Below are 25,054 nucleotides of genomic sequence, written 5' to 3'. Positions count from 1 at the left end.
TTACTGGTTAGCAGTGTTACGCACGTCGAACTCGACGTTCCAGCGCTGGCCTTCCGGCGACAGCGCCGCCAGTTCCAGCGTGCCCGCCTCGGTGGCCAGCGCATGCAGCTTCACCTGCACCACGTCGCCGGGCGTGCGCCCCTCGGCCGGCAGGGTCGCCTGGATCTCGTTCATTTCCTGCAGCTCGTCCGGACCCCAGAAGTCGAGCACGTCGCCGATCTGGTCTTGCCGGCGCGTGGTCGAGCCGAAGAAGCGGAAGTGCACCGGCTCGCCTACGACCAAGCCGAATTCCTGGCCCGGCAGTTCGAGTTCGCCCCCTTCTTCCATGCCGAAGGGCGCCACGCACAGGGCCTGGATCGGCGGTTCCATGCCGGGAATTGCCGGCATCGAGGACTCCACGCCCACGTAGTAGGAGCGCGCCGTTCCGCCGCGGATGCGCACGCCGCCGCCGCGACGCGCGTAGCTGTAATAGGCCGCGCCACGGGCAACGGCCAGGTCGAGGTCGGCGCCTTCGAGCATGCGCGCCGGTTCCGCGCCTTCCATGTACAGCCAGTCGTTGATGGTGTCCATCACGCGCTGCGACAGGATGCTGGATTTGAACACGCCGCCGTTGAACAGCACCGCGCTCGGGTGCAGGAAGCTGTGCTCGGCCGACACGCGGCCCGCGAAACCTTCGAGTTCGGCGGTGGCGCCGGCCTGGCGCGCCAGGAAGGCACTCAAATGCCTGGTGATGGCCGCGTCCTGCGCATACGGCAGGCCGAGCTGCGTCAGGCCGGCGCGGGTACGCGTGGCCGGGCGGGCGCCGGCTTCCACACGCGGGAAGAAACCGTCGGTAATGAATGCGGTGACTTCTTCGCGCGTGAGTTCGGTGCGGATCGAGCCGCCGATGAGTTTTGAGCCGCGGCTCGGCACCACGATCGGCCAGGTGGTGGCGTTCGGGTCGGCCAGCAGGTGTTCTTTCGCGCCGCGGCAGCCGTAGGTGAGGGCGCGCATCTGCCAGGCATCGAGTTGCGTGCCGTTGGCGGCCAGCTTGCGCGCGACCAGGTGGGCCAGCGCCAAGTCCATGTTGTCGCCGCCGAGCAGGATGTGGTCGCCCACGGCCACGCGGTGCGGTTCCAGCTTGCCGTCGACCTCGAGGATGGCGATCAGCGAGAAGTCGCTGGTGCCGCCGCCTACGTCCACCACCAGCACGATGTCGCCGGCTTTGACCTGCTTGCGCCAGGCGCCGTTGCTGCCCTGGATCCAGCTGTACAGGGCTGCTTGCGGTTCTTCGAGCAAGGTGGCCGAGGCGTAGCCGGCGTTGCGCGCCGCTTCGGCGGTGAGTTCGCGCGCGCCCGGGTCGAACGATGCGGGAATCGTCACCGTCACTTGCTGCTGGTCGAACGGTGCATCCGGATGGGCGTGGTCCCAGGCGCGGCGCAGGTGCTGCAGGTAGCGGGTCGAGGCTTCCAGCGGCGAGACGCGCGTGACTTCTTCCGGCGCGTCCGACGGCAGGATGGCGGCGCGGCGGTCGACGCCAGGATGGCACAGCCAGCTCTTGGCGCTCGACACCAGGCGAATCGGCGTGGTGGCGCCGCGGCTGCGCGCCATTTCGCCAGCAATGGCGTTGTCGCTCGCGACACCGCCATTGCGGGGGTCTTCATGAGTCCACGGCAGGGCCAGTTCGCCCGGCGCCAGTTCGTCCGGGTGCGGCAGGTAGAGGAAGGACGGCAGCAGCGGCAGGTCCTCGACGGTGCCGGGGGCGCTCAGCTGCGGGATCGGCAGCACGCCGTGCGCGGTCTTTTCGCCGTCGCTGGCTTCCAGGTCGACATAGGACAGGGCGCTGTGCGTCGTGCCCAGGTCGATGCCGATGGCGTAACGGGCGCTCACAGTTCCACCTCGGCCGGGGCGATGACGCTGGCGTCGTGTTCCTTGGCCAGCTGCGGCAGGCGTACATCCGTGGCGCGCCAGCCGCGGTGGCTCAGCGTGCCCTTGAACGGCGCCTTGCCGACCACGTTGCCGGTCAGGCGCACGCTGGCGGCGTCAAAACCTTCTTCCAGCGTGACGCGCGCGCCTTCGGCTTCGGTGCGGACCGGGGCGATGGTGAAATGTTCCTTCAGTACGCGGGCGCAGCCTTCGTGGACCACGCGCGCGGCGGCGCCGATGTCGGCGTCGGCATAGCTGGCCAGGTTTTCGTTGGCGAAGTCGATCAGGCGCGCTTCGCGCTGCAGCAGGGTCAGGAGCTGCAGGGCCGATTCTGGCGTGTTCACGCGCAGCGGCGTTGGGGCTGGAGCGACAGGCGCGACAGGCGTGGGGGCAGGCGTCGGCACAGGGGCCGGAGCAGGCGCGGCCACGGGGCCAACCTGGTCATCGCGCACGCGCGCGGCAAATTCGGCGTCGCCGGCAGCTTTGAAAAAGGCGCCGAAGGCAAGCGACAGCCGGCTCCAGAAGCCTGGCAGTTGGGTTGGTGTAGTCATTCCTGGTGTTCTGTAGGGTGAGGGACGTGCGCGCTGTCGGACAGCGTCGGGGGTCCGGAAGACGCGAATGATACCAGTTCGACCATGAGTGGCGCACGCGTGCACCTCAGTCTTGCCGGGGCTGCGGCCGGCACGCTTGCCAAAATGCGTTGACTTTATCTTCTGTTTGTTCTTTAATTTCTGTCATAACAGAAAACAGAGAAATATCATGGAACTCAGCCCGACCGAACAAAAGTTCATCCTGCACTGGGGCGAGATGGGCACCCGCTGGGGCGTCAACCGCACCGTGGCGCAGATCCACGCGCTGCTCTACCTGGCCGAGCGCCCGCTGGCGGCCGACGACATCGTCGTGGTGCTGGGCGTGGCGCGTTCGAACGTCAGCAACAGCCTGAAGGAGCTGCAAAGCTGGAAGCTGGTGCGCGTGACCCACGTGCTGGGCGACCGGCGCGACCATTTCGTGGCCTTGCAGGATGTGTGGGAAATCTTCCGCGTGATCCTGGAAGAGCGCAAGCGGCGCGAGATCGACCCCACCCTGAGCGTGCTGCGAGAATGCGCCATCGAAGGCACGCAAGATGAGCAGCTCGACGCCGCCACCCTGGCGCGCATGCAGACCGTGCTCGACTTCCTGGAGATGCTGAGCACCACCTTCCAGGATTACCAGCACCTGTCGCCGCAGACCCTGCAGCGCTTCGTCAAGATGGGCGGCAAGGTGGCGCGCTTCCTCGGGCCGAACGACAAGGAGCCGGCATGAACACCCTGACCCTGTATTTCGATGGCCGCTGCCCGTTCTGCGTGGCCTCCATGCTGAAGCTGAAGACGTGGAACACAGCCGGTCACCTGGCGTTCGTCGACATCACCCAGCCCGGATTCGACCCGGCCTTCCTTGGTGCGGACATGGCGGCGCTGAACCGCGAACTGCATGCGCGCACGCTTGACGGCAGGGTGCTGGTGGGCATCGACAGCATGCTGGCGGCCTACACCCTGGTCGGGCGTGGCTGGATGGTCTGGCCCTTGCGCATTCCCTTCCTGCGGCCGCTGCTGGCCAACTTGTACCGCTGGTTTGCGCGGCACCGGTATGCGATCTCGCGCCGCCTCGGCGTCCGTCTGCCGCAGGGCTGCGATGGCAGCACCTGCAGTATCGGCAGTCCTTTCCTCAAATAGGAGCACGGCATGAACAACATCGTATTGCGCGGATGGCTGATCCGCTGGCTATTGATGGTGTCGATCGCCCATGTGCTGGTGGGCGCCTTGCTGCCGTGGATGGCGACGGCGCCGGTACTCGATGCCTACCACGCCAGTATCGAAGCCGCCTTCTGGCCTGGGGGGGCGCCGGCGGAGGCCCGCGATTTGCAGACCTGGTGGATGTCGCTGTTCGGGCCGACGGTGCAATTGATGGCCTTGTGGATGATCGCCCTGATCCACCTGGCCGACCGCCTGCGCCAGCCGCAGGTCTGGCTGTGGCTGATGCTCGGCCTCGTGGCCTGGGCGCCGCAGGACATCGTCGTGTCGCTGCGCGCCGCCTGCTGGGCGCACGTCCGGGTCGACGTCGCGGCGCTGGCGGTGATGCTGCCGCCGCTGTTCTGGCTGTGGCGCCATGACCGCATGGCGGTGGCGGCATGAACACCCATGTACTCGCCTTGCAGCTGATGGCGGCGCAAGGCTGCCTCGGCGCCTTCGACACGCTGTATCACCACGAGCTGACCGAGGCGCTGCCGCAAAAGCCGGACGCGCGGCTGGAGCTCGGCATTCACGCAATCCGCGCCCTGATCTATGCGCTGCTGTTCATCGGACTCGCGTACTGGGAATGGCATGGCGGGTTTGCCGTGGCTTTGCTGGCCATCTTCGGTGTGGAGATCGTGCTCACGCTGTGGGACTTCGTGGTCGAGGACCGCACCCGCCTGCTGCCGGCCACCGAGCGCGTGACGCACACGATCCTGGCGATCAACGGCGGCGCCTTCATCACGCTGCTGGCGATGAATTTTCCGGGCTGGCATGCTGAGCCGACGGCGCTGGTGTGGAGTCCGCAGGGCTGGCTCAGCGTGTTCCTGGCATTGTGCGGCGTGGGTGTGGGCGTCTCTGGCCTGCGCGATGGGCTGGCCGCGTTGCGGCTTGCGCGGGCCGGCACGCTGGCGGCGCCGGTGTCGTTCGACGACAGGAAGCGCACCGTGCTCGTCACCGGCGCGACGGGGTTTGTCGGCCAGCACCTGGTGCGCGCACTGCTGCAGGACGGTCACGAGGTGATTGCGCTGACCCGCCAGCCGAAAGGGGCGGCCTGGATGTTCGACGGCAGGGTGCGCTGCATCGCCTCGATGCAGGAGCTGGCGTCAAGCTCCCGCGTCGATGTCGTCGTCAACCTGGCCGGCGCCCGCATCCTGGGGTGGCGCTGGACGGCGCAGCGCCGGGCGGCCTTGCGCCGCAGCCGCATCGGCCTGACCGGGCAGGTGGTCGAGTGGATCGCGCGCGCCGAACACAAACCCTTCCTGCTGCTGTCGGCTTCCGCCATCGGCTACTACGGCATCCAGCGCATCGGCGACGACACGGAACTGGACGAGCGCGCACCGCCGCAGCCGGTGTTCATGTCGGACTTGTGCCGCGAATGGGAGCAGGCGGCCGGCGCCGCCGCCGCACACGGCACGCAGGTGGAATGCATGCGCTTTGGCCTGGTGCTGGGCAGGGGCGGCGCGCTGCCGATGCTGCTGTTGCCGATCCTGCTGGGCCTGGGCGGCAGGCTGGCCAGCGGCCGGCAATGGCTGTCCTGGATCCACATCGACGATGTGGTGCGCGGCATGGCGCACCGCTGGCGGCTGGCGCTGGAGGAAAGCGGCGTACCGGGGGCGGGCGTGAGCAATTTCACCGCCCCGGAATGCGTGACGCAGCTCGGCTTCAGCCAGGCGGCCGCCCGCATCTGGCGCCGGCCCTGCCTGCTGCCGACCCCGGGCTGGCCAATGCGGCTGGCGCTTGGCGAACAGGCCGATTTGCTGCTGGAAGGACAGCGCGTGGTACCGAAGCGCCTGCAACGGGAAGGCTTTGTCTTTCGTTACCCCGGTTTGGCGGATGCCTTGCGTAGTGTGAAGTAGACCGGAAACGCAGCGAATGCAAGCGTTTCCGCACAACCGTGCGAAAAAGCATCATTTTGAAAACATTTCTCAAAAGAGAAAATACGGTGTCATTAAAATGATGTCTTTACACAACCACTAGATGCAGATCATGCGCCGCGCGCTTCTTGCGTACCTGGCCGCGGTCCATCGTCGCCGACAAGGAACCGCATGAAACGCCTGAAGCCGCATTCCTCACTTCCCCATGCCCGCAAGCTGGCATGCCTGGCTGTCATTTCCGCCTTTCCCCTGCAAGCCGCGCTCGCCCAGGAAGCGGCAGCTGGTCCGGAAACACCGGTTGCACAGACCGCGGCGGAAGGAAGCGGCCAGCCCCTCGATGTGGTGATCGTCACGGCCCAGCGCCGCGCCGAAAACATTCGCGACGTGCCGATGGCGATCACCACCATTAGCGGCGACAAGCTGACGACCTTCACCGCCGGCGGCCAGGACATCCGTTTCCTGTCCGGCCGTTCGCCCAGCCTGAACGTGGAATCCGACTACGGCCGTTCCTTCCCGCGCTTTTATATCCGCGGCCAAGGCAATACCGACTTCGACCTGAACGCCTCGCAGCCGGTGGGCCTGGTGGTCGACGACATCGTGCAGGAAAGCCCGATGCTCAAGGGCTTCCCGGTCTTCGACGTCGAACAGATCGAAGTGCTGCGCGGCCCGCAGGGCACGCTGTTCGGCCGTAATTCGCCGGCCGGCGTGATCAAGTTCGATTCGGTCAAGCCGGTGTTCAAGCAGGAGGGCTACCTGAGCCTGGGCGTCGGCAACTACGGCGCCAAGAATGCCGAGGGCGCGTTCAACCTGCCCATCAGCGATACGGTGGCGGCCCGCGTGTCGCTGCAATCGCAGAACCGCGACGACCGCGTGCACAACCCACGTCCTACCGGCACCCGCGACCTCGAGGGCTACCACGACAATGCCGGCCGCCTGCAAGTGCTGGTCCAGCCGAACAAGGAATTCAGCGCGCTGCTGAACCTCCATGCGCGCGACCTCGACAACAACGCGACCCTGTTCCGCGCGAACATCATCAAGCCCGGCACCAGCGACCTGGTCGACGGCTTCGACTACGATAGCTATCCGACCGACGGCATCAACAAGCAGACGCTGAAGACGAAAGGCGCCAACCTGCGCATGCGCTGGAACCTGCCGAACCTGACGCTGCATTCGATCACCGGCTACGAGAGCGCCGAGTTCTACAGCCGCGCCGACGTCGATGGCGGCTACGGCGCCGTGTATGCCCAGCCGATGGGTCCCGGCTACATTCCCTTCGTCGTCGAGACGGCCGACCTGCTGCCGAACCACAGGCAGCTGACCCAGGAATTGCGCGTCGAGTCGAATGGCGCCGGCCCACTGCAGTGGATCGGCGGCCTGTTCTACTTCAATGAAGACATCCGCATCGACAGCATCGGTTTCGATTCGCTGGCGCCGGGCAATCCGCAGAACCCGTTCTACGCAACCCAGGACCAGGCCACGACCTCGTGGGCCGCCTTCGGCTCGCTGAACTACACCGTGTCCGACAAGCTCAAGCTGCGCGGCGGCCTGCGCTACACCAGCGACAAGAAGGACTTCTCGGCGCGCCGCGTGGAAGCCACGACGGCCGGCCCCTTCTTCATCAACGAAGATTCGAACAACGTCAGCTGGGACCTGAGCGGCACCTATGCGCTCGACAAGAACACCAACCTGTTCGCCCGCATCGCCACCGGCTACCGCGCGCCGAGCATGCAGGGCCGCCTGAACGGCCTGGCCGACCGGCCTTCGTTTGCCGACGCCGAGAAAGTGCTGTCGTTCGAGGCCGGCATCAAGCAGGAACTGTTCGACCGCCGCGCACGCATGTCGGCCAGCGTGTTCCAGTACCGCGTGAAGGACAAGCAGCTGACCGCCGGCAGCGGCGTGATCAACATGAACCAGCTGATCAACGCCGACAAGGTCACCGGCCAGGGCGTCGAACTCGACTTCCAGGCGGTGCTGACCGACTCGTTGCGCATGACCTTCGGCACCAGCTACAACGACACCGAGATCAAGGACGCCTCCCTGTTCGTCCAGCAGTGCGGCAACTTCGCCAACACCGGCGGGCTGGCCGGCTGCACGGTGACGAACCCGGTCGGCCCCTTCGCCGGCACGGTGCGCATCGACGGCAACCCGCTGCCGCGCGCGCCGAAGTGGCAGACCAACTTCACGCTGTCGTACACCACGCCGCTGGCGAACGGCGATTTCTTTGCCTACACCGACTGGTCCTACCGTACCTCGTACAACATGTTCCTGTACGAGGCCAGGGAATACAAGGCGCGCCCGCTGGTCGAGGGCGGCCTGCGTGTCGGCTACAAGTGGCAGGACGGGAAGTATGAAGTCGCTGCGTTCGCACGCAACATCACCGACCGTGTGCAGGTGGTCGGCGCAATCGACTTCGACAACCTGACCGGCATCGTGAACGAACCGCGCACGCTGGGCGCGCAGTTCAAGGTGAATTTCTAAGGCTTGCGGAGCGTGACATTCAAGCGCCGGGGCCAGGTCTGACCCCGGCTTGGGAATGGATGCCGAGTCGCCGGGATAGTGCATGCGTACGCGGGGATGCGTCCTGCTTCGGTATAGTAAGGCCATGCCGAATGCCCGACAATATCCCGCCACGCCCGACGGCCGTTACTTCGTGGTCTCGGGCCGCCTCTGGCGCACCAGCAATCCCGGTCTCGCTCCGGACGTGCGCCAGGAACTGGTCGACCAGTTGATGCGCGCACGGCGCCAGGTGGGCATCGCCAAGAAGGCGAACGATACCGAGGCGGAGCGTGCGGCCCGCTCGGCAGTCGATGCAGCCAAGCGCGCGCTGGGCGAACGCGGGACCGTATGGTGGGCCGACGGCGCGCCGGACTTCAACCGCCGCATGGCCGCCAACACGTCGTATGCCGACTGGTACGCGGCCCTGGCCTCGAACCCGAATTAGGCTGAGGCCGCCCCGGCGCGCACCACCAGCGCCTGGCTGTAGGCGCCAAAGTCGTCCAGCCCGCGCTTGATGATGGTGACCAGCGCCGGCAGCGGCGCGGCCTGGTGGTCCCATTCGGCGCGGCAGAATTCGCCGGTGCGCTTCAGGTCTTCGGCCAGGGTCGCCTCGATCCAGCCATGCTCGGCCAGCAGGGCAATCACCTCGCGCTCGTCGTGCGGATCGCCCAGGCCGGCATTGGCGATTACATAGTCTCCCATCTCGACGGCCGCTTCCCAGGCGCGGATCACGTTCAGCGTGGCCGCGTCCTGGCGCGTGATATCGCCGACAAAGGTGGTCGGGTCCTTTTCGTACTCTTCGCGGGCGCGCCGGCAGCAGCGTTCGATGGTGCCGGTCTTGCCGATCAATACGGTGTCGTCCATGAATGCTCCTTAGATCAGGAAAAGCAATGCTGCCACAGCGGTCGGCCCGAGCGCGCCACCCAGCAAACCGAGCGCGTTGATGGACTCGTCGGCAAAACCATGCTTGAGCAGGGCCGCGCCGGCCGGGTTCGGTGCGTTGGCGATGACGGTCAGGCCGCCGCCGGCTACGGCACCCGCCACCAGCATGTATTGCGACTGCTCCGACAGGCCCGCGATGAGCGAGCCGAGATAGGTGAGGGCGGCGTTGTCGGTAATCGCCGTCAGGCCCAGCGCGCCGAAGAACAGGGCGGTCGGCCCCAGGCTGGAGACGAGCGGCTGCAGCCACCATTGCTGCATCCCGCCCAGCACCACCAGTCCGGCCAGGAAGAAGCCAACCAGCAAGCCTTCTTTCAAAATCAACGGGTCCTGGTGGCGCTGGTAAGCCTGGGTAAAGCCGAGGAACAGCATGAACAGGCCGAGGAACAGCACCGGATGGTGGGCCAGCAGCACCACCGCCGCCAGGAAGGCCAGGTGCACCAGCGAGACTTTCAGCGGCACCTTTCCTGCGCTGTCGCCGGACGCGGCGCCCGGGCGCATGTGCTTGCGCAGCAGCAGAGTGATGACGGTGGCGTTGATGAAGATGGCCACGGCCGCGCGCCAGCCGAAGTGGGTAAACATGTAGGCGCTGTCCCAGCCCCAGGTGCTAGCCACCATCAGCACCGGCGGCGCGGCGTAGGAGGTCAGGGTGCCGCCGATGGAAACGTTCACGAACAGCACGCCCAGCGCGCCATACTTCAACGGTTCCGGTATGCCGGGCCGGAATACCTGGGGCGCCAGCATCAGCGCCGCCAGCGTCATCGCGGCCGGTTCGGTGATCAGGGAACCGGCCAGCGGCACCAGGGCCAGGCCGAGCCAGGCCAGTGCCACTTCGGTGCGTACCGGCACCAGGCGCGCGACCGTGGCGAGCAGGGAACGCACGGCGTCCAGGATGGGCCGCGAAGCCGCGATCACCATCACCACGAACACGAACAGCGGCTCGGTGTAGTGGCGCGACTCGGCATAGTCGACCGCGCTGTCCGGGCCGGACACGAGGGCCATGGCGGCGATCAGGACGAACGCCCAGAAGCCGAACACGACCTCGACCTCGCCCAGCAAATGGAACAGGCCGGCATGGCGCGGGTGGCGGTGGACCAGCACCTCGAAGCCCTTGGCGGAGAAGGTATGAATCAAGGCGCAGGCGAACAGTATGGCGCCGACCAATTGCATCGTGGTCATGGCTGGCCTTTGCTCAGTGCTGTGTACTGTGAATGGAAGAGATCTGCGGTCATTGCCAGAAGAATAATAAGTAAACCGTCATTATTTCACTTTTTGATGCGGGTCGGATGGCTTGCCTGGCCAGGGTCACAAAGAGTAGGCCCGCTTGAGCGTACATAAGAACAAGGTGAAATCCTACATAGACAGACTATACACATCTTGCCAAAAGCTGAACGAGCTAGTACTGTATATCCATCCAGTACTTTTGCATTGCCCATAATCATGTCTTCCTTACAAAACAATACTTCACCGGAAGAATTGCATCCTTCACTGTGGCGGGCCTCACAGCTGGCACGCTCCAATACGCGCTGCGTCGACACCGGCTATCCCGTGCTGTCGAAGCAGTTGCCGGGCGGCGGCTGGCCGACCGGCACCCTGGTCGATTTGCTGCTGCAACAGCCCGGCATCGGCGAAATGCGCCTGCTGCGCCCGGCCCTGGTGGCGGCTGCGGCGCGCCGCATCGTGCTGTTGCAGCCGCCGCACCCGCCGCAGGCGCTGGCGCTGGCCGCCCTCGGCCTGCCGCCGTCGCAACTGGTCTGGCTGCGCGCCACCCGCACCAACGATGCGCTGTGGGCCGCCGAGCAGGTGCTGCGCAGCGGCAGTTGTGGCGCGCTGCTGTTCTGGGCCAACCACGTGCGCGGCGAAAGCCTGCGCCGCCTCCATTTGGCGGCGCAATGCGGCGAAACCCTGTTCTTCATGATGCGTCCGCTCGCCGCCGCGCAAGACTCGTCGCCGGCGCCGCTGCGCCTGTCGCTGCGGCCCGCCGCCGGCGGACTCGACGTCGGCTTCGTCAAACGCCGGGGGCCGCAGCGCGACGCGCCGCTGTTCCTGCCACTCACTCCAACTTTGCTTCAACGACATGCGCTTGTGGATCGGCCTGCACCTGCACCAGTTACCGCTCGAGGTCTTCAGCCCGAACTGGTGCAATGACGCCGGCAGCGTCGTGCTCGAGCAGGAGCGCGTGCTGGCAGCTTCCCCGATGGCGCGCGCTGCCGGGGTAGCACCCGGCATGCGCCGCGGCGGGGTGCTCATGCTGATGCCGGACGCGCGCCTGCACGTGCGCTCGCCCGAGCGCGAGGCCGAGGCCCTGAACACGGCAGCGCTGGCGCTGCTGCAGTACACGCCGCTGGTGGCGGTGGCCGAGGAATCGACCCTGTTGATCGACATCGGCGCCAGCCTGCGCCTGTTCGGCGGCATCCGCGCACTGTGCCGGCGCGTGCGCGCCAGTTTGCGTGCGCTCGGCTACTCCGGCGTGCTCAGCTGCGCCCCCACCGCACGCGGCGCCTGGATGCTGGCGCGGCGCCGTGCCGGCCGCGCCCTGCGCATCGAGTCGCTCACGCGGCGGTTGGATAACCTGCCGGCCAGCCTGCCGCCGCCGGCGCGCGCCTATGCCACCTGGTTCGAAGGCATCGGCTGCTTCAGCCTGGGCGCCATGCGCCGCCTGCCGCGTCCGGGTTTGCAGCGGCGCTGCGGTCGCGCACTGCTCGACATGCTCGACGCCGCCTACGGCATGGCGCCCGAATTGTTCGAATGGGTCGAGGCGCCCACCAGTTTCCACGCGAAGATCGAACTCTTCGACCGGCTGGAAAATGCCGAGGAATGCCTGATGGGCGCCGAACGCCTGGTGCAGCAACTGACCGGCTGGCTGTGCGCGCACCAGCTGGCCGTCGAGCGCATCACGCTGCTGCTCGAACACGAACGGGGCCGGGTGGCGCGTCCACCCACGCCGGTCGAGATCGCGCTGGCCGAGCCTACCTGGCGCGACGAGCACCTGGTGCGCCTGCTGCGCGAACGCCTGGCCAAGCTCATCCTGGAGGCGCCGGTGATTGCCCTGGTACTCGACGCCAACCAGGTGCAGCCGATGGCGCCGCCGAACGAGTCGCTGTTTCCCGAACCGGGCGGCAGCGAGGAAGACCGGCTGCGCATGTTCGAACTCCTGATCGCGCGCCTGGGGCCGGAGAATGTGCTGCAGGCCTTACCACAGGCCGATTACCGGCCCGAGGTGGCCAACAGCTGGGTGCCGGTGCAGGAAAAGGTGCGCGAAACGGCGCGCTCGGCGCAGATGCCGCCCGACGTGGAAAGCCTGGCGCGGCCGACCTGGATCCTGGCCAAGCCGATTGCGCTCTTGATGCGCAATCACCGGCCGTTCTATGGATCGCCCCTGAAGATGGCGTCGGTGGCGGAGCGGATCGAGGCGGGGTGGTGGAGCCAGACGCAGACGCGGGATTATTTTGTCGCGGAAGGGCAGGATCACACGCTGTACTGGGTGTACCGCGAGCGGATTGTGGGGTCGGGCGAGGAAGAGACGCCGCGGTGGTACCTGCATGGCCTGTTCGGCTGACCGGCAGCCCGGGCGGCGCCATGACCTGCCGCCGCGGCCGGGAGGCAGGACATGTTCAGCATGCCGCCGGAAACGTCACGCGCGCGCGCAGGCCGCGCATGCCGTCGGGCCTGTCTAGCAGCGCGATGCCGGCGCCGGCCTGGTGCGCGATCGAGGCCGTGATGGCCAGGCCGAGGCCGGAGCCGATCGCGCCGTTGCCGAGCACGCGGTAGAAGGGATCGAACACGCGCTCCCGTTCTTCCTCGGGAATACCGATGCCCGTGTCGTCGATATCGAGCACGACGCAGCCGCCGGCCTCGGTCACGCTGATGTCGATGCGGCCGCCTTCGGGCGTATACCGGATGGCGTTGTCGACCAGGTTTTTCACGAGGATGGCGATATCCACGGCATGCCCGGCGACGGCCGGATCGGCGTCGCCTACCACGCCCAGGTCGATCGCCCTGGCTTCGGCCAGCGGCACCAGGTCTTCGAGGCATTCCTGGATAATCTTCTTCAGGGGTACCTGGGCCAGCCGGCCATTGCCCGACTCCTGGGTGCGCGCCAGCGTCAGCAACTGGTCGAGCAGGATGCGGGTGCGCGCCAGGCCGGCCGACAGGGCGCCCAGCCGTTCCCGCGCCTCGCCCTGCATGTCGCTGGCCACCAGCCGTTCCGCCTGCAGCGACAGGGCGGTCATGGGTGAGCGCAGCTCGTGCGCGGCGTCGGCGATGAAGCGCCGCTGCAGCGACAGCGCGCGCACCGTGCGGCCGATCAGCTTGTTGATCTCGGCCACGAAAGGCCAGACTTCCGACGGCAGTGCGGCCCGGTCGAGTTCCTCGAGGTCGTGTTCCGGGCGCTCGCGCAATTGCGCGGCAAGCTTTTGCAGCGGCTGGAACATGGTCCGCACCAGCAGCGTCACCATCAGCACCAGCAACGGCCCCAGGAACAGAACCGGCGTCACCGCGCGCAAGGCATTCGCACGCGCCGCCGCGTCGCGCACGGCCGTCTGCTGCGCCACCGCGACGCGCACGCCGCGGGCGTTGGTGCGGATGAAGACGCGCCAGGTCTCGCTGCCGCTGGTCACGGTCTGCAGGCCGTCGGGCAGTGCGGGCGAAAAATGCGGCGGCCGTTCCGGTTTCGGCACGGGCGCGCCGGGCGCGTCGATGAAGCGCACGACCAGGCGCGCATCGAAGTCGACGTCGCCGACCCGTTCGCGCGCCATCGGCGAGGTCGGTACGGCATCGAGCCTGCTGATCAGGTAGCCGACCTGCCGCAGTTGCGTGTCCTGGTCATGGTGGGCATCGCTGGTGGCGTCGACGTACGAATACAGGCCGGCCACGGCGGCGCCGAGCAGGATCGCCGTCGAGATCCACAGCGACAGCCTGAAACGCAGCGATGCCGCTACCGGCCCTTCGCGACCATCCATCCGACGCCCCGTACATTCTTGATGATCTCGCTGCCGAGTTTCTTGCGCAGCGAGTGGATCAGGAATTCGATCGCATTGCTCTCGACTTCCTCGTCCCAGCCGTAGACGCGGTGTTCCAGCTCCGCACGCGAGAGGATGGCGCCCGGGCGCACCAGCAGCGCCTGCAACAGGGGGAATTCGCGCGCGGTCAGGCGCACCGTCGCCGTTGCGGTGCGGGCCTCGTGGGTGGCCGGGTCGAGTGCGACGATGCCGTTCCCGAGCACCGGGCTGGCCGTGCACTCCTTGCGCCGGGTCAGGGCGCGCATGCGCGCCAGCAGCTCGCTCATCGCGAACGGCTTGACCAGGTAGTCGTCGGCCCCGCCATCGAGGCCGGCCACGCGGTCCTCGGTGGCCTCGCGCGCCGTCAGCACCAGCACCGGCACGTCGTTGCGCGCCTGGCGCACCGCGCGCAGCACGGCCATGCCGTCGATGCGGGGCAGGTTCAGGTCGAGCAGGACCAGTCCGTATTCCAGGGTACGCAGCGCCGTCAGCGCAGCCTCGCCGTCGACCACCCAGTCGGCCGCATAGCTGGCGTCGCGCAGCGCATGCTGGACCACGCTGCCGATCATCGGGTCGTCCTCCACCAGCAGCACCCTCATCGGCCGGCTCCTCGGGGCGGCGGGCAACCGCATGCCGTGCGCCCTGCCGGGGCCAGGCCCGTCATCGCTACTTTCATGTCTTGCTTTCTCCTGTATTACGCCGCCGAATTACGTCGCCAAGCTTACCAGCGGCCGGCACGGGGCCGCGTTCGCTGGCGCCTGCCCGGCCGGGCTTCGTGCGAGCGCGTCATGTTAGGAGGAAACACTTAGCGAAGCCTTAGCGCACGTGAGACGCTGGGCGCCGCGCCGGCGCACCGGACGATCCTGCTCATCGCTAAGTGTTTGCTAATTCTCGGCCATTACGATGGCCGGATTCGTATGCTCCGCTGCCGAGGGCGGCGGAGGCCTTGCCTGCCTCTTTCGAAGATGAAAATACTGGTCCTCGTTTTCCTGTCCCTGGCATTCCTGCTGGGTTCCGCATCGCCCGTGCACGCCAACGGCAGCCGCGCCTCCGCCACGGCGAAGGCAAAAATCAAAGCAAAGGAGAAAACAAAAGCAAAAGCAAAGACAAAAGCAAGAACAAAGATAAAAGCGAAAACCAGGGCAAAAACCGCGAAGCGGGTGCGTCACCCGAAGGCGGCCACGGTCGACCGTGCCAACGCCCAGCTGGCGGCCCTGCGCTCGAGCGCCGTACTGGTGCTCGATCCGAAGACGCAGAGGGTCCTGTACCAGAAGAACGCACACGCGGTCATGCCGATCGCGTCGCTGACCAAGCTGATGACGGCCCTGGTCGTGCTGGACGCCAGGCAGGACATGCAGGAAATGCTGACCGTCACCCAGGCGGACGTCGACCGTCTCAAGTATTCCTCGTCCCGCCTGCGGGTGGGCACCCGCCTGTCGCGCTCGGCCATGCTGCATCTTGCCCTGATGAGTTCGGAGAACCGCGCCGCGTCTGCGCTGGGGCGCAACTACCCCGGCGGGACCGGGAAATTTGTCGAGGCGATGAATGCCAGGGCCAGGGCGCTGGGCATGCGCAGCACCCGCTACGTGGAACCGACCGGGCTGTCGAGCGCCAACGTCTCGAGCCCGGAGGACCTGGCCAGGCTGGTGGTCGCCGTCGAAAAGAACCAGGTGATCCGGCGCTACTCGACCGACCGCCACTTCTCGATCCGGCAGGCGCGCGAGCAGACCGTCTACCGCAACTCGAACCGGCTCACCGCAAGCCGCAGCTGGAAGATCCGCCTGCAAAAGACGGGGTATATCTCGGAGGCCGGCCGCTGCATGGTCCTGCATGCGGTGGTCAAGGGCAGGGCGACGGTCATGGTCTTCCTGAACTCTCAGGGGAAATTATCGCGTGCGGCCGACGCCAACCGGGTGCGCGCCTGGCTGACCACCTTCAATCCGTGGCGGCGCTGACGCGGCGCTTCACAGCCTGCCGATCTGCCGGTTGATGGCCGCCTGTGCCCGCTCGTTGCGCTCGCTGTAGCGGTCCGTCAGGTAGTCCGTGCGGCCGCGCAGCAGCAGCGTCATCTTGAACAGCTCTTCCATCACATCGACCACGCGGTCGTAATAGGCCGACGGCCGCATGCGCCCGGCGTCGTCGAATTCCTTGTAGGTCATCGGCACCGAGGACTGGTTCGGGATCGTGAACATGCGCATCCAGCGGCCCAGCAGGCGCAGGGTATTCACCACATTGAACGACTGCGAGCCGCCGCACACCTGCATCACGGCCAGCGTGCGTCCCTGGCTCGGGCGGATCGCGCCCATCTCCAGCGGAATCCAGTCGATCTGGTTCTTCATCACCGCCGTCACCGCGCCATGCCGCTCCGGGCTGCACCAGACCTGGCCTTCCGACCACAGGCACAGTTCGCGCAGCTCGGCCACTTTCGGGTGCGTTTCCGGCACGCTGCCGGCCATCGGCAGCTCGGTCGGATCGAAGATTTTCACCTCAGCCCCGAAGTGCGCCAGGATGCGCGCCGCCTCCTCGGTCAGGAAGCGGCTGAAGGAACGTTCGCGCAGCGAGCCGTACAGCAGCAGGATACGCGGCGGATGGTCCATGTTGTCTACCGGCGCCAGCTTGTCCAGTGTCGGCAAGTCCAGCAGCTCGGGGCGGATGTTGGGGAGGTCGTCGAGCGTGTTCATATGTTTCCTTTAGCTCAGGCGCAGGGCCAGCGCGCACAGGGTAACCAGGAGAATCGGCAAGGTCAGCACGATGCCGACCCTGAAGTAATAGCCCCACGAAATGCGAATGTCTTTCGATGCCAGCACGTGCAGCCACAGCAAGGTGGCCAGGCTGCCGATCGGCGTGATCTTCGGACCGAGGTCCGCGCCGATGACGTTTGCGTAAATCATGGCTTCGCGCACCACGCCCTGGGCCGAGCTCGCATCGATGGCCAGCGCGCCGACCAGTACGGTCGGCATGTTGTTCATGACCGACGACAGGATGGCGGTGATGAAGCCGGTGCCGAGTGCCGCGCCCCAGACGCCGTGTTCGGCGCAGCGATCAAGCAGGGCGGTCAGGTAGCCGGTTAGTCCGGCATTGCGCAGGCCATACACCACCAGGTACATGCCGAGCGAGAACACGACCACTTGCCAGGGCGCGCCGCGCAGCACCGCGCGGGTCGAGATGCGGTGTCCGCGCGCCGCTACTGCCAGCAGCAGCACCGCGCCAGTGGCGGCAACGGCGCTGATTGGAATGCCGGCGTCGTCCAGCCAAAAAAAGCCGACCAGCAACAGCGCCAGCACCCACCAGCCAGCAATAAAGGTGGCGCGGTCATGGATGGCGTTTTCGGGGCGCTTGAGCTGGGTGACATCGTAATGCGCAGGAATCTCCTTGCGGAAGAACCAGACCAGTGCCGCCAGCGTTGCCGCCACCGACACCAGGTTCACCGGCGCCATCACCGCCGCATGGCGCGCGAAGCCGATATCGAAGTAGTCGCTCGACACGATGTTCACCAGGTTCGACACGACCAGCGGCAGGCTGGCGGTATCGGCAATGAAGCCGGCCGCCATCACGAAGGCGAGGGTTGCCTTCGGCGGGAAACGCAGCGCGGTCAGCATGGCAACCACGATGGGCGTGAGGATCAGGGCAGCGCCGTCGTTGGCGAACAGGGCGGCAACGGCAGCGCCGAGCAGGACCAGCAGCAGGAACAGGCGCCGGCCATGGCCGCCGCCCCAGCGTGCCACGTGCAGGGCGGCCCACTCGAAGAAGCCCGCCTTGTCGAGCAGCAGGCTGATGACGATCACGGCAATAAAGGCGCCGGTGGCGTTCCAGACGATGTGCCACACCGTCGGGATGTCGCCGACCTGGATCACGCCCGCGAGCAGGGCGACAATGGCGCCGCCGGCTGCGCTCCAGCCGATGCCCAATCCGCGTGGCTGCCAGATGACGAGGGCGAGGGTCGCCGCGAAAATCAGGAAAGCGGTCAGCACGAATGTTCCGCCTTCAAGCCAGGATGCTGCCGATGCGGTCGAGTTCGGTCTTAAACCGTGCCCGGTCGGCGGCCAGTTCGCCCAGCGGCAGCGCCAGGAAGGCCTCGATGCGGGCGCGCAGGATGGCGTAGGCGCTTTCGAACGCGGCCGCGATCTCCTCTTCCGCACCCACCACATGGCTCGGATCTTCCACGCCCCAATGCGTGCGCAGGACCGGGCCGGGATAAGCGGGGCAGGTTTCGCCGGCGGCGCTGGCGCAGACGGTGACCACGATGTCCGGTGTCACTGGCAGGGCGTCCCAGGACTTGCTGTAGTAGCCCTCGGTGGCGATGCCCTTGGCGGCGAGCAGGGCCAGCGCCCGTTCGTTCAGCTTGCCGGTGGGCTGGCTGCCGGCGCTGATGGCGCGCCAGCCGGCCGGGGCGAGGTGGTTGAAGACGGCTTCGCCGATCAGCGAGCGGCAGGAGTTGCCGGTGCAGAGAAACAGGACGTTCATCGGGGCTTTCGTAAAAGACGGCTCAGGTGCCGCAGGAGGTGGCGCCTGGTGAGCAGGCTGGCGTGCCGCTCGTCGCGCAGGGATCGCCGCCGCAGCAGTTTTCAGCAAGGAAGCCGAGCAGGGTGTTCATCGTGTCGAAGCGCGCGGCATAGATGACGAAGCGGCCTTCCTGGCGCGGCGCGACGAGCCCGGCATGGGTCAGTTCCTTCAGGTGGAAGGAAAGCGAGGAGGCGGGCATCTGCAGCGCCTGGGCGATCCTGCTTGCAGCCAGTCCGGCCGGCCCGGCCTGCACCAGCAGGCGGAAGGCGGCCAGGCGCGATTCCTGCGCCAGGGCGGCCAGCGCCACGACGGCATTCGCATTATCCATACCGGTTCCCTTTATTGATTCCATATTTCCAGTATAGTCGAAATGTTGTGAAAGGCAAACCAGAGCGTGCCTTGCACGCATCGTCGATCCCGTGCAGAGTAGCGCCTCCATTGCAACAGAAAGACACCATGCTCACCGAACGCGTCGAATTTCCCGGGCCGCACGGCAAACTGGCGGCCAAGCTGGACATGCCCGAGAGCGCCCCGCGCGCCTACGGCGTCTTCGCCCACTGCTTCACCTGCAGCAAGGATGTGCTGGCCGCGAACCGCATCTGCCACGGCCTGGCCGAGCGCGGCGTGGCCATGCTGCGCTTCGACTTCGCCGGCCTGGGCGCCAGCGCCGGCGACTTTGCCGACACCAATTTTTCGTCGAACGTGGACGATCTGGTGGCCGCCAGCGATTTCCTGCGCGCCCGCTTCGAGGCGCCGCGCCTGCTGGTGGGGCACAGCATGGGCGGCACCGCGGTGCTGGCGGCGGCGCACCGGATTCCCGAAGCGAAGGCGGTGGCGACGATCGCTTCGCCCAGCGACCCGCACTACGTGGTCGACAAGCTGCTGTCCGAGCACCTGGATACGCTGGCCCAACTGGGCGAGGCGCGGGTCAAGCTGGCCGGGCGCGACTTCCAGATCCGCCAGCAGTTCGTCGAGGATGCCACCGGGCACGCTTTGGCCGAGCGCATCGCCGGCCTGCAACGCGCGCTGATGGTGTTGCACGCGCCCCAGGACGACACGGTCGACATCGCCAACGCCCAGCGTATCTTCGAGCTGGCGCAGTACCCGAAGAGCTTCGTCTCGCTCGACGGCATGGACCACCTGGTGACGGGAAGGGAAGACGCCGCCCAGGTCGCCGCATTGATCGCCGCCTGGAGCGCGCGGCATATTGCCGGCGCATGAAGCTTATCCGGGTGACAACGAATTCCGGTATAATCCGGCCAGGGTGATCATGCCGCCCAGGCATGACAGGACGTGCGTTGGTCGGGCCGCCGCGCAGACAACTTGCGTCCATTGCCCATGTCCTGCCATCCTGTCCACCGCCGCCCAGCGCCAGCTTCCTCCACGGTCCATCCAGCCTGCGCCTCTGCGCCATGGCCGATCGACTCTTCCTGAGCGCGGGCATGCCGCTTTCACCAGCACGACTTCGCAGGCACCAGCCTTCCGCCATCCATGACGACCGGCGCCCCGAGCCGCCATACCAGGACGCCACACCACCATGCGCATCGAAAAAAAGCTTTCCAATACCTTCAAAGAATTCATGCAGTCGGGCAAAGCCGGCGGCATCATCCTGATCCTCTGCACCCTGGTCTCGCTGCTGCTGGCCAATTCCGCGCTGGGGCCGGCCTACCTCGGCTTCTGGCACGGCTACGTGGCCGGCCTGAGCATCGAGCACTGGGTCAACGATGCCCTGATGGCCATCTTCTTCCTGCTGATCGGCCTCGAACTCAAGCGCGAGCTGTACAACGGCGAACTGTCCGACCTGCGCAACGCCATGCTGCCCATCCTGGGCGCGGTCGGCGGCATCGCCATTCCCGCGCTGATCCACTTCCTGCTCAATGGCGGCACACCCACCCAGGCCGGCATCGGCATCCCGATGGCCACCGACATCGCCTTTGCCCTCGGCGTGCTGAGCCTGCTCGGCAACCGGGTGCCGGCCTCGCTCAAGGTGTTCCTGGCCGCGCTCGCCGTGATGGATGACCTCGGGGCCATCATCGTCATCGCCGTGTTCTACACGACCCAACTGTCGTTTGCCTGGCTGTTCGCGGCGCTCGGCGTGTTCGCGGCCCTGTTCCTGATGAAGCGCATGCTGCGCGTGATGGCGCTGCTGCCCTACCTGCTGGGCGGCGCGCTGATGTGGTACTGCATGCTGCAGTCCGGCGTGCACGCCACCATCGCCGGCGTGCTGCTGGCCTTTGCGATTCCGTATTCGGCCATCGAGGACGATGCCGAATCGCCTTCGCACCGCCTCGAGCACGTGCTGCACAAGCCGGTCGCCTTTTTGATCCTGCCCGTGTTTGCGCTGGCGAATACCGGCATCGTGATCGGCGCCGGCTGGGCCCAGGAACTGCTGTCGGCCAACAGCCTCGGCATCCTGCTCGGCCTGGGCATCGGCAAGCCGGTCGGCATCGTGCTGGTCACTTTTGTTGCGGTGGCGGCCGGCGTGTGCCGTTTGCCGCTCGACCTGGCCTGGCGCCACATCCTCGGCGCCGGCCTGCTCGGCGGCATCGGCTTCACGATGTCGATCTTCATCACCAACCTGGCCTTTGCCGGCCAGGCCGAGGCGATCAACGCCTCGAAAATGGCGATCCTGCTGGCCTCGTTCGGCGCCGGCGTGGTGGGCTTCGCGTGGCTGAAATTCATGGGTGCGCCGCTGCCGTCCGACCCCGATCCGGATACCATGGACGTCGAGAGCGAACCGGCGCGCTGAAGGAGGCGGCGAACGCGGCATGAAGACGATTCTCCACCCGGCCAGGGCGGTGGCCCTGGCCTTCCTGCTGGCGATCCTGTTCGGCACCGTGCTGCTGGCCCTGCCCGCGGCGCGCGCCGACGGCACGGCCGCGCCCCTGTTCACGGCTTTCTTCACCTCGGTGTCGGCGGTGTGCGTGACGGGCATGGTCACGGTCGATACCGGCAGCTACTGGTCGACCTTCGGGCAGGCGACGATCATGCTGCTGTTCCAGATGGGCGGCTTCGGCATGATGACGGCTGCGACCCTGCTCGGCCTGATGGTGAACCGCTCGCCGCGCCTGCGCGCGCGCATGATGACGCAAACCGAAACCCGCACGCTGGCCCTGGGCGACGTGTCGGCCATCGCGCGGGTCGTCCTGGTGGTGGCCCTGCTGTCCGAAATGATCATTTGCATCGTGCTGACGCTGAGGATGCATTATGGCTACGGCCTGGACTGGCGCGCAGCGCTGTGGTCCGGCCTGTTCCATGCGGTATCCGCCTTCAACAACGCCGGCTTCTCGATCCACGCCGACGGCTTGGTGCGCTACGCCGGCGACGCCCTGGTGCTGCTGCCGATCATGCTGGGTTTTATCGTCGGCGGCATCGGCTTCCCGGTGCTGCACGACTTGCGCCAGCGCCTGCGCGACCCGCGCCACTGGTCGCTGCACACCAAGCTCACCCTGGCCGGCAGCGCGGTGCTGCTGGTGGGCGGCTTCCTTGCCGTGCTGTTCTTCGAGTGGGACAATGCGCGCACCCTGGGGCCGCTGGGCGTGGCCGACAAGATGCTCAACAGCCTGTTCATGTCGGCGGCGGCGCGCACTTCCGGCTTCAACACGGTCGACATCGCCGCGCTGCACCACGAAACCTGGGCACTGCACTATTTCTTGATGTTCATCGGCGGCGGCAGCGCCAGCACAGCCGGCGGGGTGAAGGTGGCGACCGTGGTGGTGCTGTTCCTGCTGGTGCTGGCCGAGGCGCGCGGGCACACCGATACCGAGGCCTATGGCCGCCGCGTCGGCGCCTCGGCCCAGCGCCAGGCCATCACGGTGCTGGTGCTGGGTAGCATGCTGGTGGTGTTCGGCACCCTGTTCCTGCTGCGCCTGACTGATTTTCCGAGCGACCAGGTCATTTTCGAAGTCATCGCCGCCTTCAGCACGGCCGGCCTGTCGACCGGGATCACGGCGCAATTGCCGGTGTCAGGCCAGGCCGTGCTGCTGGTGCTGATGTTTGTTGGCAGGGTAGGGACCATCACGCTGGCGACCTCGCTGGTGCTGGGGGAACGCCGCATGCCTTACCGTTATCCCGAGGAGCATCCAATTGTTGGGTAGGATTTTCACAGAACAGTTCGCCTTTTCGGCGAGCGACAGCGTGGTCGTCATCGGCCTGGGCCGCTTCGGAGGCGCCGTCTCCCAGTCGCTGGTGCGGCTCGGCCACGACGTGATGGGCATCGATCGCAAGGAAGACCTGGTGCAGGTCTGGGGCGACCGCCTGACCCACGCCGTGCAGGCCGATTCGACCAACGAGAACGTCATGCTGCAGCTGGGCGTGGCCGACTTCTCGCATGCGATTGTCGCCATCGGCTCCGACCTGGCGGCCAGCCTGATGACGCTGATGGTGCTGACCGAGCTCGGCATCAAGGACATCTGGGTCAAGGCCATGAGTCCGGAACACGGCCAGATCGCCCAGCGCATCGGCGCCCACCACATCATCTACCCGGAAGCCGACATGGGCGAGCGCGTGGCGCACCTGATCACGGGGCGCATGATGGACTTCATCGAGTTCGACGACGGCTTCGGGATCGCCAAGATCCACGCGCCGTTGTACACCCACAACCAGTCGTTGGCCGAATCGCAGGTGCGCTCGCGCTTCGGGGTCACAGTGGTCGGCGTCAAGCGCGCTAACGAGGATTTCCAGCATGCGCAGCCGGAGACGCGGGTCTTGCCGGCCGACTTGCTGATCGTGTCGGGGCCGACCAAAAAAATCGAGGAATTCGCGCGCGGGGAAAAGAAGAAGCGCTAGCACCTGCGGCGGGCGGACATTTGTCGGGCGGCGGCGACAGACCGGCGCCGGCGCCGCCGTGGATGCAAGAAACGTTTGTGCAAATGCGGATTCGCAGCGAAAATCGCGGCTGATGCCCTTTCCTTTAGGGAATTTTCAGGATTTTCGCAACAGATGAACGCACCCGACACCCCACCATCCCCGCCATCGCCTTCGCTGCGCGAGGCCATCGCCCACCGCTTCAGTCTGCTCGACGACAAGGCCGACGACGCCGAGATCGACCGCAGCCTGCGCGCCGGCGTCGAGCTGCGCGGCGCCACGCCCTGGATCCTGATGCTGGCGATCGTGATCGCCTCGGTCGGGCTGAACACGAACTCGAACGCGGTGATCATCGGCGCCATGCTGGTGTCGCCGCTGATGGGGCCGATCGTCGGCCTCGGCTACGGCCTGGGCATCTTCGACTTCGCGCTGGTGCGCCGTTCGCTGGTCAACCTGGGCATCGCCGCCGGCATCAGCCTGTTGACCTCGACCCTGTACTTCATGCTGACGCCGCTGGACGAAGCCCAGTCGGAACTGCTGGCGCGCACCACGCCTTCGCTGTGGGACGTGCTGATCGCGCTGGCCGGCGGCCTGGCCGGCATCATCGGCCAGACCCGGCGCGAGAAATCGAACGTGATTCCCGGCGTGGCGATCGCCACCGCCCTGATGCCGCCGCTGTGCACGGCCGGCTATGGCCTGGCCAACGGCGACTGGTCGGTGTTCGGCGGCGCCTTCTACCTGTTCTCGATCAACTGCGTGTTCATCGCCTTTGCCTCGGTGCTGGTGATCGAATTCCTGCGCCTGCCGCACCGCAAGTTCGTCGACCCGCGCCGCGGCCGCCGCGTGAAGGGCGCGCTGCTGTTCATCGTGCTGGTGACCGGTTTGCCCAGCATTTACCTGGCGGTACGCCTGGTCGACAACGAGGTGTTCAAGAGCCGCGCGCGCGACTTCGTGCGCCAGGAATTCCAGGCCGCCAAGGTGCACGTGCTGGAGTCCAGCGTGGACCCGGCCAGGCGCGAGATCGAAGTCACCCTGATCGGCGCGCGCCTGCCGGTTTCCGCCATCGCCGCCATCGAAGGACGCATGGCCGGCGCCGGCCTGCAGCGCGCGCGCCTGTCGGTGCACCAGGCGCAGGCGGAAGACACGGAAAAGATCGACGTCGGCAGCCTGAAGGCCGACATCCTGGCCGACATCGTGCGCAACAACCAGCAGGCCCTGCACGACCGCGACGCCACGATTGCCGGCCTGCGCGCGCAATTGAGCACCCAGCAGGGCTGGATCGAGCAGGCCGCTGCCGTGACGCGCGAATTCGAGGCCCAGTATCCGCAGTGCGGCAACGTGCTGGTGGGACGGGCCTTGCCGCCAGGCGCAGGCCAGACGGTGCCGGTGCCTTTCCTGAGCGCCGACTGCCGGCGCATGCCGAAGGCGGATGAGCTCAAGCGCATCGACGCGTGGCTGAAGGTGAGGACGGGGAACGAGGCGGCGCGCATGACGATTGCGCTCAAGCGCGGGAAGCTGGTGCGGCAGGAGGATGGGGTGGCGGGTGGTGCACAGTAGGGTGGGCACCCCGTGCCCACGCGGAAGCCCGCGTAAAGGCAGCCTCGTTTGAACGCGAATATCTGATGCGCCGCGGGGTCTCCCCAGGAGGCACTGCGAAATATGAACGGAGCCAGGATAACGCGGCCAACACGGCGCGAGCGTCCGCGTGGGCACAGAGTGCCCACCCTAATGTGATGGACTCCACCCTCCTGATAACGGC

The 25,054-nt window shown here is 66.7% G+C and carries 24 protein-coding genes; 14 read left to right on the top strand and 10 right to left on the bottom strand.

The window, feature by feature from the left end:
* Both QWL29_RS18020 and QWL29_RS18015 read right to left on the bottom strand, forming a co-directional pair.
* On the bottom strand, positions 1-1,869 hold the full coding sequence (locus QWL29_RS18020; RefSeq protein ID WP_305824260.1) for an Hsp70 family protein: 1,869 nt from the start codon (positions 1,867-1,869) through the stop codon (positions 1-3).
* Positions 1,866-2,456, bottom strand: coding sequence for a DUF2760 domain-containing protein (locus tag QWL29_RS18015; RefSeq protein ID WP_305824259.1), 591 nt, complete (start codon positions 2,454-2,456; stop codon positions 1,866-1,868). The genes QWL29_RS18020 and QWL29_RS18015 overlap by 4 nt, the downstream gene beginning before the upstream one ends.
* 208 nt (positions 2,457-2,664) lie before the next feature.
* Between QWL29_RS18015 and QWL29_RS18010 the strand changes: the two genes are divergently transcribed.
* The 6 genes from QWL29_RS18010 to QWL29_RS17990 all read left to right on the top strand — a co-directional run bounded on the left by QWL29_RS18010 (position 2,665) and on the right by QWL29_RS17990 (position 8,492).
* Positions 2,665-3,207 (top strand): GbsR/MarR family transcriptional regulator, encoded by a 543-nt coding sequence (locus QWL29_RS18010; protein WP_305824258.1) that lies wholly within the window; start codon positions 2,665-2,667, stop codon positions 3,205-3,207.
* Positions 3,204-3,617, top strand: a complete 414-nt coding sequence (locus QWL29_RS26670; RefSeq protein ID WP_308635692.1) for a thiol-disulfide oxidoreductase DCC family protein — start codon at positions 3,204-3,206, stop codon at positions 3,615-3,617. The genes QWL29_RS18010 and QWL29_RS26670 overlap by 4 nt, the downstream gene beginning before the upstream one ends.
* A gap of 9 nt (positions 3,618-3,626) precedes the next feature.
* The gene (locus QWL29_RS26665; protein ID WP_308635690.1) at positions 3,627-4,076 is read left to right on the top strand and encodes a cell division protein; all 450 of its coding nucleotides are present in this window, start codon (positions 3,627-3,629) and stop codon (positions 4,074-4,076) included.
* Positions 4,073-5,533, top strand: a complete 1,461-nt coding sequence (locus QWL29_RS18000) for a TIGR01777 family oxidoreductase (RefSeq protein ID WP_305824257.1) — start codon at positions 4,073-4,075, stop codon at positions 5,531-5,533. The genes QWL29_RS26665 and QWL29_RS18000 overlap by 4 nt, the downstream gene beginning before the upstream one ends.
* Positions 5,534-5,722: 189 nt before the next feature.
* Positions 5,723-8,029, top strand: coding sequence for a TonB-dependent receptor (locus QWL29_RS17995; protein WP_305824256.1), 2,307 nt, complete (start codon positions 5,723-5,725; stop codon positions 8,027-8,029).
* Between the two features lie 124 nt (positions 8,030-8,153).
* On the top strand, positions 8,154-8,492 hold the full coding sequence (locus QWL29_RS17990; protein WP_305824255.1) for a hypothetical protein: 339 nt from the start codon (positions 8,154-8,156) through the stop codon (positions 8,490-8,492).
* Here QWL29_RS17990 and hepT read toward each other — a convergent pair.
* Both hepT and QWL29_RS17980 read right to left on the bottom strand, forming a co-directional pair.
* Entirely contained in the window at positions 8,489-8,911 is a 423-nt protein-coding gene (hepT, locus tag QWL29_RS17985; RefSeq protein ID WP_305824254.1) for a type VII toxin-antitoxin system HepT family RNase toxin, read from the bottom strand. The genes QWL29_RS17990 and hepT overlap by 4 nt on opposite strands.
* A 9-nt stretch (positions 8,912-8,920) precedes the next feature.
* The gene (locus QWL29_RS17980; protein ID WP_305824253.1) at positions 8,921-10,165 is read right to left on the bottom strand and encodes a putative Na+/H+ antiporter; all 1,245 of its coding nucleotides are present in this window, start codon (positions 10,163-10,165) and stop codon (positions 8,921-8,923) included.
* 261 nt (positions 10,166-10,426) lie between these two features.
* Between QWL29_RS17980 and imuA the strand changes: the two genes are divergently transcribed.
* Positions 10,427-11,134: a translesion DNA synthesis-associated protein ImuA gene (gene imuA, locus QWL29_RS17975; protein ID WP_305824252.1), complete on the top strand. Its 708-nt coding sequence runs from the start codon at positions 10,427-10,429 to the stop codon at positions 11,132-11,134.
* Positions 11,064-12,545 carry a Y-family DNA polymerase gene (locus QWL29_RS17970; protein ID WP_305824251.1) on the top strand — a complete coding sequence of 494 codons (1,482 nt, stop codon included), beginning with the start codon at positions 11,064-11,066 and terminating at the stop codon, positions 12,543-12,545. Before imuA ends, QWL29_RS17970 begins: the two co-directional genes overlap by 71 nt.
* 55 nt (positions 12,546-12,600) lie before the next feature.
* Here QWL29_RS17970 and QWL29_RS17965 read toward each other — a convergent pair whose 3' ends face one another.
* Complete coding sequence (locus tag QWL29_RS17965) at positions 12,601-13,947, bottom strand: ATP-binding protein (protein WP_305824250.1); 1,347 nt, start codon at positions 13,945-13,947, stop codon at positions 12,601-12,603.
* Entirely contained in the window at positions 13,923-14,585 is a 663-nt protein-coding gene (locus tag QWL29_RS17960) for a response regulator transcription factor (protein WP_305824249.1), read from the bottom strand. The genes QWL29_RS17965 and QWL29_RS17960 overlap by 25 nt, the downstream gene beginning before the upstream one ends.
* Positions 14,586-15,146: 561 nt before the next feature.
* On the opposite strand from QWL29_RS17960, the gene QWL29_RS17955 reads away from it, so the two are divergent.
* Positions 15,147-15,941, top strand: coding sequence for a serine hydrolase (locus QWL29_RS17955; protein WP_370663713.1), 795 nt, complete (start codon positions 15,147-15,149; stop codon positions 15,939-15,941).
* A gap of 9 nt (positions 15,942-15,950) precedes the next feature.
* On the opposite strand, the gene arsH is transcribed toward QWL29_RS17955, so the two are convergent.
* From arsH to QWL29_RS17935, 4 genes are read right to left on the bottom strand one after another with little or no spacing between them, the layout of a single operon-like run.
* Complete coding sequence (arsH, locus tag QWL29_RS17950) at positions 15,951-16,667, bottom strand: arsenical resistance protein ArsH (protein ID WP_305824247.1); 717 nt, start codon at positions 16,665-16,667, stop codon at positions 15,951-15,953.
* Between the two features lie 9 nt (positions 16,668-16,676).
* Positions 16,677-17,957, bottom strand: a complete 1,281-nt coding sequence (locus QWL29_RS17945) for an arsenic transporter (protein ID WP_305824246.1) — start codon at positions 17,955-17,957, stop codon at positions 16,677-16,679.
* Positions 17,958-17,970: 13 nt separating this feature from the next.
* Positions 17,971-18,450 (bottom strand): arsenate reductase ArsC, encoded by a 480-nt coding sequence (locus QWL29_RS17940; RefSeq protein WP_305824245.1) that lies wholly within the window; start codon positions 18,448-18,450, stop codon positions 17,971-17,973.
* A gap of 22 nt (positions 18,451-18,472) precedes the next feature.
* A complete protein-coding gene (locus tag QWL29_RS17935) occupies positions 18,473-18,817 on the bottom strand; it encodes an ArsR/SmtB family transcription factor (RefSeq protein WP_305824244.1) in 345 nt (114 codons plus the stop codon).
* Between the two features lie 128 nt (positions 18,818-18,945).
* Here QWL29_RS17935 and QWL29_RS17930 point away from each other — a divergent pair, with 128 nt between their 5' ends.
* The 5 genes from QWL29_RS17930 (at position 18,946) to QWL29_RS17910 (ending at position 24,852) form a co-directional block, all read left to right on the top strand.
* Entirely contained in the window at positions 18,946-19,710 is a 765-nt protein-coding gene (locus QWL29_RS17930; RefSeq protein ID WP_305824243.1) for an alpha/beta hydrolase family protein, read from the top strand.
* A 316-nt stretch (positions 19,711-20,026) separates the two neighbouring features.
* A complete protein-coding gene (gene nhaA / locus QWL29_RS17925) occupies positions 20,027-21,238 on the top strand; it encodes a Na+/H+ antiporter NhaA (protein ID WP_305824242.1) in 1,212 nt (403 codons plus the stop codon).
* Positions 21,239-21,257: 19 nt separating this feature from the next.
* Positions 21,258-22,586: a TrkH family potassium uptake protein gene (locus QWL29_RS17920; protein ID WP_305824241.1), complete on the top strand. Its 1,329-nt coding sequence runs from the start codon at positions 21,258-21,260 to the stop codon at positions 22,584-22,586.
* Entirely contained in the window at positions 22,576-23,277 is a 702-nt protein-coding gene (locus QWL29_RS17915; RefSeq protein ID WP_305824240.1) for a potassium channel family protein, read from the top strand. The genes QWL29_RS17920 and QWL29_RS17915 overlap by 11 nt, the downstream gene beginning before the upstream one ends.
* A 153-nt stretch (positions 23,278-23,430) precedes the next feature.
* Positions 23,431-24,852, top strand: a complete 1,422-nt coding sequence (locus QWL29_RS17910) for a DUF389 domain-containing protein (RefSeq protein ID WP_305824239.1) — start codon at positions 23,431-23,433, stop codon at positions 24,850-24,852.
* Positions 24,853-25,054: the final 202 nt, after the last annotated feature.

The sequence above is a fragment of the Massilia brevitalea genome (genome assembly GCF_030711405.1).
In the GTDB taxonomy this organism is placed as follows: domain Bacteria; phylum Pseudomonadota; class Gammaproteobacteria; order Burkholderiales; family Burkholderiaceae_D; genus Telluria; species Telluria brevitalea.
Note: the sequence above shows the minus strand (reverse complement) of the source record. Positions and strands in the feature narration are given on the sequence as shown.

Coding starts and splice junctions, on each gene's coding strand:
- QWL29_RS17990 (WP_305824255.1), top strand. CDS start 8,154: ATGCCGAATGCCCGACAATATCCCGCCACGCCCGACGGCCGTTACTTC.
- QWL29_RS17970 (WP_305824251.1), top strand. CDS start 11,064: ATGCGCTTGTGGATCGGCCTGCACCTGCACCAGTTACCGCTCGAGGTC.
- QWL29_RS17965 (WP_305824250.1), bottom strand. CDS start 13,947: ATGGATGGTCGCGAAGGGCCGGTAGCGGCATCGCTGCGTTTCAGGCTG.
- QWL29_RS18010 (WP_305824258.1), top strand. CDS start 2,665: ATGGAACTCAGCCCGACCGAACAAAAGTTCATCCTGCACTGGGGCGAG.
- QWL29_RS26665 (WP_308635690.1), top strand. CDS start 3,627: ATGAACAACATCGTATTGCGCGGATGGCTGATCCGCTGGCTATTGATG.
- nhaA (WP_305824242.1), top strand. CDS start 20,027: ATGCGCATCGAAAAAAAGCTTTCCAATACCTTCAAAGAATTCATGCAG.
- QWL29_RS17940 (WP_305824245.1), bottom strand. CDS start 18,450: ATGAACGTCCTGTTTCTCTGCACCGGCAACTCCTGCCGCTCGCTGATC.
- QWL29_RS17930 (WP_305824243.1), top strand. CDS start 18,946: ATGCTCACCGAACGCGTCGAATTTCCCGGGCCGCACGGCAAACTGGCG.
- QWL29_RS17920 (WP_305824241.1), top strand. CDS start 21,258: ATGAAGACGATTCTCCACCCGGCCAGGGCGGTGGCCCTGGCCTTCCTG.
- imuA (WP_305824252.1), top strand. CDS start 10,427: ATGTCTTCCTTACAAAACAATACTTCACCGGAAGAATTGCATCCTTCA.
- QWL29_RS17910 (WP_305824239.1), top strand. CDS start 23,431: ATGAACGCACCCGACACCCCACCATCCCCGCCATCGCCTTCGCTGCGC.
- QWL29_RS18015 (WP_305824259.1), bottom strand. CDS start 2,456: ATGACTACACCAACCCAACTGCCAGGCTTCTGGAGCCGGCTGTCGCTT.
- QWL29_RS17960 (WP_305824249.1), bottom strand. CDS start 14,585: ATGAGGGTGCTGCTGGTGGAGGACGACCCGATGATCGGCAGCGTGGTC.
- QWL29_RS17980 (WP_305824253.1), bottom strand. CDS start 10,165: ATGACCACGATGCAATTGGTCGGCGCCATACTGTTCGCCTGCGCCTTG.
- arsH (WP_305824247.1), bottom strand. CDS start 16,667: ATGAACACGCTCGACGACCTCCCCAACATCCGCCCCGAGCTGCTGGAC.
- QWL29_RS17995 (WP_305824256.1), top strand. CDS start 5,723: ATGAAACGCCTGAAGCCGCATTCCTCACTTCCCCATGCCCGCAAGCTG.
- QWL29_RS18000 (WP_305824257.1), top strand. CDS start 4,073: ATGAACACCCATGTACTCGCCTTGCAGCTGATGGCGGCGCAAGGCTGC.
- hepT (WP_305824254.1), bottom strand. CDS start 8,911: ATGGACGACACCGTATTGATCGGCAAGACCGGCACCATCGAACGCTGC.
- QWL29_RS17935 (WP_305824244.1), bottom strand. CDS start 18,817: ATGGATAATGCGAATGCCGTCGTGGCGCTGGCCGCCCTGGCGCAGGAA.
- QWL29_RS26670 (WP_308635692.1), top strand. CDS start 3,204: ATGAACACCCTGACCCTGTATTTCGATGGCCGCTGCCCGTTCTGCGTG.